Origin of the sequence: Nocardia vinacea NBRC 16497, from assembly GCF_000308835.1 — a bacterium.
Classification (GTDB): Bacteria; Actinomycetota; Actinomycetes; order Mycobacteriales; family Mycobacteriaceae; genus Nocardia; species Nocardia vinacea.
The window spans coordinates 25063-38412 of record NZ_BAGN01000220.1 but is presented as its reverse complement, the minus strand read 5'-3'; the positions used below and the strand labels follow the sequence as shown (position 1 = coordinate 38412).

Here is a 13350-nt window from a genome sequence, read left to right as displayed (position 1 = left end):
GGGTACCGGGTGAGATCGTTCGGTTGTCATGGAGCCCATAGCGCGGCGCGGCTCTTACGTTTTCCAGACGATCCCTGATGGTCAGTGGATGTGACGCTGCCAATCGGCGGGCACCCGGCCGCGCGGGCCGGGCGCAGGCTGGTCCACCGGATGATGTGTCGGCGGTGCGAGTTCCGGTCCGCCGCTGTACATCTCGTCGGAGCGGAAGTCGAAGAACCAGTCCTCGCCCGGCTCATAGCTCTGGATGAACGGATGTCCGGTGTCCTTGGCGTGTTTGGAGGCGTGCTGCTCCGGCGAGGTGTCGCAGCAGCCGATATGGCCGCACTGCGCACAGCGCCGCAGGTGCACCCACCAGCCCTGGGCCGCTTCACATTCCATACAGCCCGGACCGCTGGGCGCGACCGCGGGATCGATACCCTCCAACTCCTGCGTCATCACTGACCTCCTGCATTGGCTTCGGAACGGTCGCCGGACTCCGGCATTTCCTCGGGACGGTGCAGCGGGAGCCAGACCGTGAATCGGGTATTGCCCGGCTCGGAATCGAGCTGGATATCGCCGTGGTGCTTGTTCACCACGATCCGGAACGAAATGTCCAGGCCGAGACCGGTTCCCTCGCCCACCGGCTTGGTGGTGAAGAACGGTTCGAAGATACGGCTGCGCACCTCGGCCGGTACGCCGGGGCCGGTATCACCGATCTCGACGACGGCGCAGTCGTTTTCGTGCCTGGTGCGGATGGTGAGCGTGCCCTCGCTGTTCATCGCGTATACCGCGTTATCGATCAGGTTGGTCCACACCTGATTCAATTCCGCCGCGTAGCAGGGCACTTCGGGCAATGTCCGGTCGTATTCCTTGACCACCTTGACGCCATCGCCGATCTTGCGACTCAGCATCACCAGCGTGCTGTCGAGCAGTTCGTGGATGTCGACCACCTGGAACGGCGCCCGGTCCATCTGCGAATACTGTTTGGCCGCGCCGATCAGGGTCGAGATACGCGTGGTCGAATCGGCGATCTCGTTCATCAGCAACTCGGTCTCGATGGTGTAGTTCAGCCAGCGGATCGCGCCCTGGAACACCTGGTCGGGAGAGCCATCGAGAGTTGCCGAAACCCGTTCCAGCCAATCCACATCGAAGCCGGCCTGCACGAAATTCGGGGCCAGATTCCAGCCGTCGTCGATCCCGCGGTCCTCCAGCCATTCGCTGAGCAGATCCTCGCGTTCGGAGGCCTCCAGCGTGGTGAGCTCAGGGGCCTTGGCGACCTGGGCCGCCGCCTCCTCTTGCAGCCGCACCAGCGCCTCCAGCGACACCGTATCGAACTTGCCCTGCGCCATCATCGCCAGCTTGTGCCGCATACCGGCGATCCGGTCGCGCAGCCCGGAGGTGGCGCGCACCGCCGCGGCGGCCGGGTTGTTCAACTCATGGGTCAGACCAGCCGACAGCGAACCGAGCGCCAGCAGGCGTTCGCGCTCGGCGATCCGCTCGCTGCTCTTGCGGTTGCCGAAGAACGCGCCCTCGAGCAGGTGCACGGCCATCGGGAACCAGTCGTGCATCATCCGCGCGAAGGCGCCCGCATCCAGTACGAAGAACCGCGACCGACGGGTCACGTACATCGAACCGGTGTAGTTCTGGTCGACCTTGTCGCCGAGATAGGCCGTCCACGCGCCCGCGTACGCGCCGCGGTAGTCGGTGCGCGTCGTCTCGATCTCCGCACCGCCGGAGAGCTTGGTGAGCTGCACCTCGCCCTCGATCATCACGTAGAAGCAGGTGGCCGGATCGCCCTCGCGGAACACCAGTCCCGGTTCGACGATCTCGATGCGGCCATCGGCGCACAGCAGACTCAGCTGTTCGTCGGTGAGCTTCTCGAAGAGAAAGAGGCTGCGCAGCTCCGCCGGATCGCAGACCAGATGACTGCTGCGATCCGCTGTCTCCTTCGAATTCATGGTCCAGCCTCCTATCACGCCAGGTACCGATGCACGAGCATGACCGCCATCGCACCCTCGCCGACCGCCGAGGCGACCCGCTTCGCCGAATCGGCGTGCACGTCACCCGCGACGAAAACGCCGGGGACGCTGGTCTCCAGGTGATGCGGCGGTCTGGGTAGCTCCCAGCCCGCGGGTCTGGTTCCGTCGACGAGCAGATCGGGACCGGCCAGCACATAGCCCGCCTCGTCCCGCTTGACCACGCCGTCGAGCCAGTCGGTCTGTGGTGCGGCACCGATGAACAGGAACAACCGTTCGGCCTCGGCTTTTTCTTCCGCGCCGGTCCGGTTGTTGCGCACCACGATCTGCTGCAGGTGATCGTCGCCGTCGGCGGCGATCACTTCGGTATCGGTGTGCACGCGGATATTCGGTATCTGCGCGATCTGCTGGATCAGATAGTGCGACATGGACTTCTCCAGTGAATCCGCGCGGACCACCAGATGCACCGTGCGCGCGTTGCGCGACAGGAATACCGCCGCCTGCCCCGCCGAATTCGCCCCGCCGACGATGTAGACATCGTGGTCGGCGCATTCGGAGGCCTCGGTCATGGCCGAGCCGTAATAGACACCGCGCCCGGTGAAATCGTCCACGCCCGGTGCGGGATGACGCCGGTAGTCCACACCCGTCGCGATGATCACCGTGTGCGCGCACAGCCGCCCGCCGTCGGCGAACCGCACGGTCCGCGCGGATCCGTTCACCTCGAGCCCGACCACCTCGCGCGTGGTGATCACCTCGGCGCCGAACTTCGCGGCCTGCCGCCGCGCCCGATCGGCCAGCTGCGCGCCGGACAGCCCGTCCGGGAAGCCCAAATAGTTCTCGATGCGTGAACTCTGGCCCGCCTGGCCGCCGGTCGCGGTGCGCTCGACGAGCACCGTGCGCAGCCCCTCGGAGGCGCCGTACACCGCCGCACCGAGTCCGGCCGGTCCACCGCCGACCACGATGAGGTCGTAGAAGTCGCCGGTCGGATTGGTGTTCAGCCCGACACTTTCGGCGAGCTCGCCGTCGCTCGGTTGCACCAGTGCCTGCCCACCCGGGGTGATCACCACCGGACAGATATCGGGATCGGCACCCGCCGCTTCCAGCAGCCGTGCGCCTTCCGGTTCCTCGGCCAGGTACCAGCGGTAGGGCAGCTGATTGCGGGCCAGGAATTCGCGCACCTCCGACGACCGCGGGGACCAGCGGTTGCCGACCACCTTGGTCTCGGTGACGGGTTTGTGGTCGTTGCTGCGCCAGGCCTCGAGCAGTCCGTCCAGCACCGGATAGAGCTTCTCCTCCGGCGGATCCCACGGCTTGAGCAGATAGTGGTCGAGGTCGACGACATTGATCGCGTCGATCGCGGCGCTGGTATCGGCGTAGGCGGTCAGCAGCACGCGCCGCGCGTACGGGTGCAGGTCCATGGCCTGCTCCAGGAATTCGATGCCGTCCATGCCCGGCATCCGATAATCGGCGATCAGGACCGCGACCGGTTGGCCGCGCAGTTTCATCTCACGCAGTGCGTCGAGTGCGTCCGCGCCCGACTCCGCGCGCAGAATCCGGTACTCGGCCCCATAACGGCGGCGCAGGTCGCGAACGACCGCGCGGGAAACTCCCGGATCGTCGTCGACGCTGAGGATGGCCGGCTTCGTAGCAGCAGCGGGTGCAGTCACCTATCGAGTATGGAACGCTCGTCAAACGCGATGCTCGCGCACCAAGTCGAGCTCGGTGGGCGTGAGCAGGCGCTCCAGTTGTTCGTCCGGAACTATCGGGCGAGCGATGCGCGGCGCGAAGGTGTCTCGAGTTGCGGGTGTCTCGGGTGCGATGGCGGGAAGCAGCGGGACCTGACCCCCGTGCCGACGATGTAAGAGCGAGCGCAGTTTCACGGCCGATCACCTCACGCTTGACGGAAAAGCTTGTGGCAGTGTCTGATGCTTCGTCTATCCGCCATTGTGCGCGCGCCATTACACGGCCGGGTAATCAAATCGCGAAAAAGTGACACATTTGTCTTCCAAGAGTCGCCGACTAGGCTGTTGCCAAATCGTCAAGTCGTGCTAGCCGTAGCGATTGCTTGCAGGTCGCTCGAAAGGGCGAGCACGTCCGTCGCACAGTCCTCCGGAGGCAGCGTTGCCGAAAAATATCGAAGCCACGATCGAGATCGCGGCACCGCCGGAACAGGTCTGGGCTGTCGTCGCCGATCTCAAGCGGATGCCGGAGTTCAGCCCGCAATGCGTGCGGATGCTCGCGCTCGGCACGCCGAAGGCGGGCACCTGGACGATCAACCTCAATACCGACGGCAAGAAGTACTGGCCGACCACCGCGCGCATCGTGCGCTATGAGCCCAATCAGGCCTTCGCATTTCGGATCAACGAGAACCGCAGCATCTGGAGCTACACGCTGGAGCCGACCGCCACCGGCACGCGGCTGATCGAACGCCGTGATGTGCCCAACGGCACCAGCTGGTTCTCCCGCAAGTCCATCGACGCCGCGCTGGGCGGCGAGGCGCCGTTCGAGGAACTGCTCGAGCGCGGGATGAACGAAACGCTCAGCAAGATCAAGTCCGCGGTGGAGGCGGCTGCCTAGATTGCGCGCTATTCGGTAGTCATTGTCGCCGTACTCGATTCGGCCCTGCTGCCCACCGGATGCGGTAAATCCGATCCGGCGCCCGAGCGCGAATTCAGGGTGGTCGGCACCGGTCAGGTGCGCCGGACAACCTGAATGCCGACCTCGGCGTCGAGGTGAACGCCGACAACATATCCGCGGCCATCGTCGGCGCACCCGGACGGTGACCTTCACTGTGAAGGTCACCGAGGTCTGGGCTGAGTTACTGCCAGTTGGGCAGCGTCACGACCTGCGCTGCGTAGGAGAGACCGGCGCCGAAGGCGATCAGCAGCGCGGTATCGCCCGGCTTCGACTCACCCTTGCGCAGCAGCGCCTCCATGGCCAGTGGAATCGAGGCGGCCGAGGTATTTCCGGTCTCTTCGATATCGTTGGCCAGCGCGCAGTGCTCGGGCAGCTTCAGCACCCGGGCCATGATCTCGATGATCCGGCCGTTGGCCTGGTGCGGGATCATCGCGTCCAGGTCGTCGGTGGATAGGCCCGCGCGATCGATGGCGTCGCGGCAGACCTTCTCCAATGAATGTGCCGCCCAGCGGAATACCGCCGTACCCTCCATGGCGAGGTAGGGCCGCACCGCGTCCAGGCCCTTCTCCTCGATTTCCTCGAAGAATTCGATCCAGTCCTTGTCCTGCCGGATCGCGTGGTGCTGGGTGCCGTCCGAACCCCAGACCGTCGGGCCGATGCCCTGTTCCTCCGACGGACCCACCACCACCGCGCCCGCGCCGTCGGCGAACAGGAAGGCGGTCGCGCGGTCCTTCGGATTGATGGTGTTGGTGAGTTTCTCCACGCCGATCACCAGTACATGTCCGGCCGTCCCGGCGCGCACCAGATCCGAGGCCAGCGCGAGCGCATGACAGAAGCCCGCGCATCCGGCCGAAATATCGAACGCCGCGGTGCCGTTCATGCCCAGCTCGGTCGCGATCTGCGGCGCGGCTGCCGGAGTCAGCAAGAGGTGGGTGGAGGTGGCGACGATGACGCAGTCGATCTGATCGGCCTCGACTCCCGCGGATTCGAGCGCGCCGCGGGAGGCCGCGACGCTCATGCTGTGAATCGTCTCTTCCTTCGAGGCGAAACGCCGCGTTTTGATTCCGGAACGGGTGCGGATCCACTCGTCACTCGAGTCGATGGGTCCGGCGACCTCGTCGTTGGTGACGATTCGAGCGGGGCGGTAAACGCCGAGCCCGAGGATCGCCGTGTGCTCAGCCCCTGTGGTCTGGGTGATTTGAGCAGCCATAATGCGTCTCCTATGTACCTGCGGCGGCGCCGCCGGGTTGTACCCCGAAAGCATCGAAATGAGTCCCTCATCGGCCGGCCGCCTACGTCACCGTAGACATGAGGCCCCCTCATATTAGCCCGTGTCGCGCGTGTTGGGAGTGCGTATTCTCACATTTGGCGGGTATACCCTCGAAGCACGCCCTATGGTGCGGCGTCGCCCCAACTAGTGATTCGAGGACACCATGCTCGGACTCGGAATTATCGGGTGGATCATCATCGGCGGACTCGCCGGCTGGATCGCCAGCAAGTTCATGAAGACGGACGCGCAACAGGGCATCCTCCTCAACATCGTGGTCGGCGTGGTCGGCGGTCTACTAGGCGGATTCCTACTCAAATTGCTCGGCGTCGACGTCGAGGGCGGCGGACTCTGGTTCAGCTTCTTCACCTGCCTCGGTGGCGCGGTGATCTTGCTGTTCCTGGTGCGGCTGTTCACCGGCCGTAAAGCCGTGCACTGAGAGCGGGTGCCACAGGCTCGGTTCCCGTAAGGTGTGAACGCTTGCGCCGGACCTATCGTTGAGGGGCGCAAACCGTATGCATCGAGCACGAAAGAGGAGCCTGTGGCACGCCGTCCCACCCCGCCCGGCACGCCCGAAACGACCGGAGTCGGCCATGTCGTCGATCTGGTCCGGGCCGCGATTCCCCCGCTGCATCCCGCGGGGCTGCCCTTCGTCGCGGCGCCGCTCGCGGTGGCGGTCATCGGGGGTAAGCGCAAGTGGGTGCGCCGCACGGGTCTGCTCGCCGCCGCGGCCTGCGCGACCTTCTTCCGGCATCCGAACCGGGTCCCGCCGAACCGGGCGGGTGTGGTCGTCGCCCCGGCCGACGGTGAGATCGCCCTGGTCGATACCGCGACGCCGCCCGCCGAACTGGGCCTCGGCGATGCGCCGTTGCCGCGCGTGAGCATCTTCCTTTCGGTACTCGACGTCCATGTGCAGCGCACCCCCATCTCCGGCACCGTCCGCACCGTACTGCACCAGTCCGGTCAGTTCCGTTCGGCGGATCTGCCCGAGGCCAGTGCGGTGAACGAGCGCAACAGCATGGTCATCGATACCGCCGGTGGCGCGCAGGTCGTGGTCGTGCAGATCGCGGGTCTGCTGGCGCGGCGCATCGTCTGCGACGCGCAGGTCGGTGACAAACTGACCATCGGTGATACCTACGGCCTGATCCGTTTCGGGTCCCGGGTCGACACGTACTTCCCGGCGGGTACCGAACTACTCGTCGAACCCGGGCAGCGCACGATCGGGGGCGAGACCGTGCTGGCCGTACTTGCCACCGACTCATGATGGAGCAGGCCCTGCCCACACCGCAGCGAAGGCGCCGCAGCATCCGGCTGTTGCCGAGCATCGTGACAATCATGGCGCTGTGCGCCGGATTGTCCGCGGTGAAGTTCGCCTTGGACGACAGGCTCGACATCTCCTTGGCGATGGTCGGCGCGGCGGCCGTACTGGACACCCTCGACGGTCGGCTGGCCCGGATGCTCGACGCCACCACCAAGATCGGCGCCGAACTCGATTCGCTCTCCGACGCCATCTCCTTCGGTGTCGCGCCCGGTCTGGTGATCTACATCGCGCTGCTGGACAGCAACAGCGCGGGCTGGATCATCGCGCTGGTTTTCGCGGTGAGCCTTGTGCTGCGCCTGGCCAGGTTCAACACCCTGCTCGACGACGACACTCGACCGCAGTGGGCGCGCGAGTATTTCGTCGGCGTCCCCGCACCGGCGGCGGCGCTGATCGCGCTGGTGCCGATCGGGCTGTACGTGCAGTTCGGTGACGGCTGGTGGGTCGGCTACTACGAGGTCGCGGCCTGGACCTTGTTCGCGGCGGCGCTGGCGGTCAGCACGATTCCGACGCTGGCCATGAAGTCGGTATCGGTGGCGCCGCAGGCGGCTGCCGGGCTGCTGGTGCTGACTGCGCTCGCGGCGGCGCTGCTGGTCACCTATCCGATCGTGCTGCTGCTGGTGCTGGTCGCGCTGTACCTCGGGCATATCCCGTTCGCCTGGCATTCGCAGCGCTGGGTGGCCGCGCGTCCGGAAACCTGGCAGCACAAGCCATCCGAACGCCGGGCCCAGCGGCGGGCGCAGCGGCGACGGCCAGCACTGCGGCGTCCGGCGATCCGCGGGGCGAGCCGCCTGCGGCTGCGCAGTCCGGGTAAAGAGCGTCGGGCGGACGATCTGCACCACTGAGCTGTTGGGGCTTGCCTGGTATTCCTTAAGGAATCGTCTAGGTCGCGCGGGAATGCTGCGCCTATGAGCGGCGTTGCGGCACTTGGTGGTTTGGGGTTCTGGGGATTCGATCCGGGTCGGGTTTTCGGTGGTGGCCGGACCATCGGGTCGGCCTCCGAACTGTCGAAGGCCGGGTGGATCCCGACCGGTACCGTCATCTTCGGCGGCCGAGCACGGAAGAAGGTGGCGGTGGAACCGGATGGATTGCGCGAATTCCAGGCGCATCGCCCGCGCCTGTTCGCGCTCGCCTATCGGATGCTCGGCTCCGCGACCGAGGCCGAGGATGCGGTACAGGAGACCTACCTGCGCTGGGATGGCACCGACCGCACCACGATTCGCTCGGCCGAGGCCTGGCTGACCACCGCGGTCGTGAATCTCTGCCGCACCTGGCTGGTTTCGGCGCGGGCCCGCCGGGAGACCTACGTCGGGCCGTGGCTGCCCGAGCCGGTACCGACCGCGCGTGGTGAGCTCGGGCCGTTGGAGACGGTGGAGGAGCGCGAGTTGGTATCGCTGGCGCTGCTGACGGCATTGGAACGGTTGAGCCCGATCGAGCGTGCGGTTTTCGTGCTGCGCGAGGCATTCGGATACGCACACCGGGAGATCGCGGACATGCTCGCGGTATCCGAGGCCAATTCGCAGCAGATCTTCCGCCGGGCCGGTATCCGGGTGCGCGAGGGGCGGGCGCGCTTCGATGTTCCGGCCGATCAGGCCCGTGAGCTGATCGAGCGCTTCCTGAAGGCGGCACGCATCGGGGATATCGAGGCATTGGAGCGGATGCTCACGGCCGATGTCGTCTCGACCGCGGACGGCGGCGGTCAGGTCACCGCGGCTCGGCGCCCGATCGTCGGGGCTCCCGCGGTCGCGCGGTATGTGGCCGGGCTGTTCCGGTGGGAGGTGCCGGGGATGGTGATGGCGCTCGAGGAGATCAACGGCGCGCTCGCGGTCGTCGTGCGGTTGGCGGGGGAGCCCGCACTGGTCGTCGGCGTGGACACCCTCGACGATGCGGTGACCGCGCTGCGCTTGATCGTCAATCCGGAGAAGCTGACCTATATCGGGCGGGCGTGACGCGGGTCATTTCCCGAGGCTGTCAGGGATCGGAGGGCTGTCCCGTCTAAGGGGTGTCGGCCGATCGAAAGGGAGCCACATCATGACCGGACAGCATCGAATCGTCGTCCTCGGCGCCGGATACGCGGGGCTGGCGGCGGCCCGCAGGTTGGCGCGCACCGCCCGCGACGCGCACATCACCGTTGTCGACGTCCGCGCGACCTTCGTCGAACGGGTGCGGCTGCACCAATACGGTGCGGGGCAGTCGATTCCGGAATGGGATCTGCGAGAGTTGCTCGAACCCAAGCGAATTCACTTCGTGCGTGCTTGGGCGCGGGAAATCGATACCGAGCACAAGCAGGTGATCCTCGACGGCGCGCCGGACCTCGAATACGACGCACTCATCTATGCGCTGGGCAGCACGAACGATCCTGCGGACGTGCAAGGGGTGGCGGAGTACGCGTATTCGGTTGCCACACCGGATGATTCGGAATGGTTGCGGAACGGCGTCCCGACCGGGCGGATCGTGGTGGTCGGTGGCGGCGCCACCGGCATCGAGCTGGCCGCGGAACTGGCCGAGTCCCGACCGGATTCGCGGGTGGTGCTGCTCGGCTCGGATGAGCCCGCCTCCTGGCTGTCGCCGCGGGCGCGTGATCATGTGCGACGGGTGCTGGAGCGGCTCGGGGTCGAGATCCGTTCGGACGCAAAAGTTATCGAGGTGACTCCGGAAGGCGTTCGGTTGGCCGACGGGTCCGTGGTCGAGGCCGTCGCGACGGTGTGGACCGCCGGTTTCGGCGTGCCGGAGCTGGCGCAGCGGGCCGGGTTCGCGGTGGACGGGCATGGTCGGGTGCTGACCGACGAGACATTGCGGTCGCTATCGCATCCGGATGTCTACGCGGCGGGTGACGCTGCCGTAATCGCGGGTCCGGGTGGTCGGGAGCTGCGGATGGCATGTGCGACGGCATTGCCCACCGGCAAGTACGCGGCCGATGCCGTTGTCGCACGGCTGGCCGGTCGTGCACCCCGTGAGCTGCGGTTCCGGTACTTCTTCCAGTGCATCAGCCTCGGTCGGCGCGATGGCGTCATCCAGTTTCTGCACGCGGACGACTCGCCGGGACGGACCGTGCTCACCGGGCGGACAGCTGCCTGGTTCAAGGAGCAGATCGTGCGTGGTGCGGCCGGGGCGGCACGTCCCTGAAAAATCGTCAACTAGTGGTTGACGAAGCGGAATCGTCAACTTATGGTTGACGCATGGCAATCAACGTACGCCTCGACGATCTGATCGATGGCATCAAAAAAGCACGTCCGGACAATGTGCTCGACCAACTCTCCGATGCGGTGGTCACGGCCGGGCACTTCGGCGAAGTGGCCGACCATCTGATCGGCCACTTCGTGGATCAGGCCCGCCGCTCCGGCGCATCGTGGACCGAAATCGGCGCCAGCATGGGCGTCACCAAACAGGCCGCGCAGAAGCGGTTTGTGCCCAAGGGGCCGGGTGATCCGGCGGAAGCCACGGCCATGGATCCCAATGCGGGCTTCGCGAAGTTCACCCCGCGCGCGCGAAAGATGGTGGTGGCCTCCCAGGAGGCAACTCGCACCTCCGGTCATACGGAGATCGCGATCGGGCATCTGGTGCTGGCGCTGCTGTCCCAACCGGAAAGCCTCGGCGCGCGGGCGATTACCGCCCAGGGGGTGCAATTGGACACGGTCCGGGATGCTGCGACCGCGGCCATCGCCGAACGGCCCGCCGATCCGGAGAATATGGGCGCGCTCATTCCATTCGGACCCGAGGCCAAGAAGGTGCTCGAGCTGACCTTCCGTGAGGCACTTCGCTGGGGACACAACTACATCGGCACCGAACATGTCCTGCTCGCCCTGCTCGAACAGGAGAACGGTTCCGGAATCCTGTCCGATCTCGGCGTCGACAAGGCGAAGGCCGAAGCCGATCTGACCGAACTGCTGTCGGTGATCGCCGCCGAGAAGTCATGAACGCCAGGGCCGCGTTCGGCGCCGGACGACGTCGAATTGCCTGGCTGGTCATCGGCATTCGATCCGTGCACGCGGTCAGGGCAAGGCAGCGGCGGGCCATCCGGTCCCGTGGGATGTCGGTGCGGCACAAGCCCACGGCTTCGCTCGAATACCGTGAGCCCCTTGCGGCGTGACGGCGGCTCAGTCCTCGGGCACGTTGCGGGCGAGTTCGTCCAACCAGGCGGCGGCGGAGGCGTCGCTCGGCGCACGCCAGTCGCCGCGTGGTGAAAGTGAGCCGCCCGAACCGACTTTCGGGGCATTGGGCAGGGTGGAGCGTTTGAACTGGCTGGTCTGAATGAAGCGGCGCAGGAATTCGGCGAGCCAGTGTTTGATGGTCGGCAGGTCGTAGGTGTTGCGCTGGTCGGCCGGAATGAGGTCCGGCCAGCTGCCGCGGTCGAGCTCGGACCAGGCGTGCCGGGCAAGGTAGGCGACCCGGCTCGGGCGATAACCGAAGCGCAGCATGTAGTAGAGGTGGAAGTCCTGCAGTTCATAGGGGCCGACGGTGGCCTCGGAGCTCTGGCTCGGTGCGGTGGAATCGTGGCTGGGCACCAACTCCGGCGAGATCTCGGTCTGCAGGATAGATGACAGCACCCGGCCCGCCTCGGGGCCGAACTGATCGGTGTCGACCGCCCAGGCGATCAGATATTTGATCAGTGTTTTGGGAACCGAGGCGTTCACGCTGTAGTGCGCCATATGGTCGCCGACGCCGAAAGTGCACCAGCCCAAGGCGAGTTCGCTGAGATCGCCGGTGCCGACCACGAGTGCGCCGTGCTGGTTGGCAAGTCGGAACAGATGCGAGGTGCGCTCGCCCGCCTGCACATTCTCGTAGGTGACGTCGTACTGCGGAACACTGTCGGCGGCAGGGTGATTCAGGTCGCGCAGCATCTGGGTGGCGGATGGGCGGATATCGATCTCCTGCGCGGTCACGCCGAGCGCGTCCATCAGCGCGTGCGCGTCGGTGCGCGTTCGGGTGCTGGTCGCGAAGCCGGGCATGGTGTAGGCCAGCACATTCGCGCGCGGCAGTCCGAGCCGGTCCATGGTTTTGGCCGCGACGATCAGCGCCTGGGTGGAGTCCAATCCACCGGATACGCCGATGACCACGCGCTGACTGCCGGTCGCACGCAACCGGGTGCTCAGGCCCTCGACCTGGATGTGATGCACCTCCGCACACCGTTCGTTGCGCGCGGCCGGATCGCTGGGAACATAAGGGAAGCGCTGGATTTCGCGCCCCAAGGTGATGGCACTCGTCGGAACCGGCAACTCGACCTCGATGCGCCGCAGCCGCGCCAGGCGGTCACGGTGATCGTGCACATTGTCGGCGAAACTGGTGGTGCGGATGCGATCCGCGGCCAGCCGCTGCAGATCGAGATCTGCGGTGACCAACTGGGGATGGTCGGAGAACCGCTCACCCTCGGCGAGCAGGTCGCCGTTCTCACATACCAGTGCCTGTCCGTCCCAGGCCAGATCGGTGGTCGATTCACCGTGTCCCGCAGCCGAATACAGATAGGCGGCCAGATAGCGCGCGGAATGCGAGGTGCACAGCGCGCGGCGGTAGTCGGCCTTACCGATGACGATATTGCTCGCCGACAGATTGACCAGCACGGTCGCACCGGCAAGCGCGGCATATCCACTGGGCGGCAACGGAACCCAGCCGTCTTCGCAGATCTCCAGGTGGAATACGAAGTTGTCGAGATTGGTCGCGGTGAACAACAGATCGGATCCGAACGGCACCCGCTGACCCGCGATCGTGATGTGGTCGTCCAGCGTTTCGCGTGCCGCCGCGAACTGGCGCTTCTCATAGAACTCGCGATAGTTGGGCAGGTAGCTCTTCGGCGCGGCGCCGAGCACCGTGCCGCGGCATACCGCGATGCCGCAATTGAACAGCCGACCCTGCGTCCGCACCGGCGCACCGATCACCAGCACCGTATCGATCTCCGCGCTCGCCGCGACTACCTGCTCGATTGCCGCGCCCACCGCATCGTCGAGCGCATCCTGGTGGAAAAGATCGTCGGCGGTGTAGCTGGAGAGTCCGAGTTCGGGAAAGACCGTCAGCATCACGCCGTCGGCGGCCGCTTGCCGAGCGAGCTCGAGGGTCTGCTCGACATTGAACGCGGGATCGGCGACCCGGATCCGCGGCACCGCGACCGCCACCCGCGCGAACCCGTGCCGATAGAGCGAGTCGAACGGCAATGCGGGCACGGGCGTCCCCCTTCGGGA

The 13350-nt window shown here is 66.2% G+C and carries 13 protein-coding genes; 7 read left to right on the top strand and 6 right to left on the bottom strand.

What is annotated here, in order from left to right; translation table 11 throughout:
* Positions 1 to 81 precede the first annotated feature (81 nt).
* The 4 genes from ON44_RS31055 to ON44_RS50615 are packed head-to-tail and all read right to left on the bottom strand — an operon-like array spanning position 82 to position 3835.
* Positions 82 to 435 (bottom strand): UBP-type zinc finger domain-containing protein, encoded by a 354-nt coding sequence (locus tag ON44_RS31055; protein ID WP_040696605.1) that lies wholly within the window; start codon positions 433 to 435, stop codon positions 82 to 84.
* Positions 435 to 1937, bottom strand: coding sequence for an ATP-binding protein (locus ON44_RS31050; RefSeq protein ID WP_040696602.1), 1503 nt, complete (start codon positions 1935 to 1937; stop codon positions 435 to 437). Before ON44_RS31050 ends, ON44_RS31055 begins: the two co-directional genes overlap by 1 nt.
* A 14-nt stretch (positions 1938 to 1951) precedes the next feature.
* On the bottom strand, positions 1952 to 3622 hold the full coding sequence (locus ON44_RS31045; RefSeq protein ID WP_040696599.1) for an NAD(P)/FAD-dependent oxidoreductase: 1671 nt from the start codon (positions 3620 to 3622) through the stop codon (positions 1952 to 1954).
* A gap of 21 nt (positions 3623 to 3643) precedes the next feature.
* Positions 3644 to 3835, bottom strand: a complete 192-nt coding sequence (locus ON44_RS50615) for a hypothetical protein (protein WP_157187360.1) — start codon at positions 3833 to 3835, stop codon at positions 3644 to 3646.
* 241 nt (positions 3836 to 4076) lie between these two features.
* On the opposite strand from ON44_RS50615, the gene ON44_RS31040 reads away from it, so the two are divergent.
* Positions 4077 to 4532 carry an SRPBCC family protein gene (locus ON44_RS31040; RefSeq protein WP_040696597.1) on the top strand — a complete coding sequence of 152 codons (456 nt, stop codon included), beginning with the start codon at positions 4077 to 4079 and terminating at the stop codon, positions 4530 to 4532.
* Positions 4533 to 4773: 241 nt separating this feature from the next.
* Here ON44_RS31040 and ON44_RS31035 read toward each other — a convergent pair whose 3' ends face one another.
* Entirely contained in the window at positions 4774 to 5802 is a 1029-nt protein-coding gene (locus tag ON44_RS31035; RefSeq protein WP_040696594.1) for a beta-ketoacyl-ACP synthase III, read from the bottom strand.
* Positions 5803 to 6025: 223 nt separating this feature from the next.
* Between ON44_RS31035 and ON44_RS31030 the strand changes: the two genes are divergently transcribed.
* The 6 genes from ON44_RS31030 (at position 6026) to ON44_RS31005 (ending at position 11094) form a co-directional block, all read left to right on the top strand.
* Positions 6026 to 6298, top strand: a complete 273-nt coding sequence (locus tag ON44_RS31030; RefSeq protein WP_040696591.1) for a GlsB/YeaQ/YmgE family stress response membrane protein — start codon at positions 6026 to 6028, stop codon at positions 6296 to 6298.
* Between the two features lie 102 nt (positions 6299 to 6400).
* On the top strand, positions 6401 to 7123 hold the full coding sequence (locus ON44_RS31025; protein ID WP_040696589.1) for a phosphatidylserine decarboxylase: 723 nt from the start codon (positions 6401 to 6403) through the stop codon (positions 7121 to 7123).
* The gene (locus ON44_RS31020) at positions 7120 to 8022 is read left to right on the top strand and encodes a CDP-alcohol phosphatidyltransferase family protein (protein WP_040696586.1); all 903 of its coding nucleotides are present in this window, start codon (positions 7120 to 7122) and stop codon (positions 8020 to 8022) included. Before ON44_RS31025 ends, ON44_RS31020 begins: the two co-directional genes overlap by 4 nt.
* 63 nt (positions 8023 to 8085) lie before the next feature.
* Positions 8086 to 9126, top strand: coding sequence for an RNA polymerase sigma-70 factor (locus ON44_RS31015; RefSeq protein ID WP_218007660.1), 1041 nt, complete (start codon positions 8086 to 8088; stop codon positions 9124 to 9126).
* Between the two features lie 82 nt (positions 9127 to 9208).
* Complete coding sequence (locus ON44_RS31010; protein WP_040696584.1) at positions 9209 to 10303, top strand: NAD(P)/FAD-dependent oxidoreductase; 1095 nt, start codon at positions 9209 to 9211, stop codon at positions 10301 to 10303.
* 53 nt (positions 10304 to 10356) lie between these two features.
* A complete protein-coding gene (locus ON44_RS31005) occupies positions 10357 to 11094 on the top strand; it encodes a Clp protease N-terminal domain-containing protein (protein WP_040696582.1) in 738 nt (245 codons plus the stop codon).
* A gap of 180 nt (positions 11095 to 11274) precedes the next feature.
* Here the strand turns inward: ON44_RS31005 and ON44_RS31000 are convergent, their stop codons facing one another.
* A complete protein-coding gene (locus ON44_RS31000; RefSeq protein WP_245567404.1) occupies positions 11275 to 13332 on the bottom strand; it encodes an NAD(+) synthase in 2058 nt (685 codons plus the stop codon).
* Positions 13333 to 13350 lie beyond the last annotated feature (18 nt).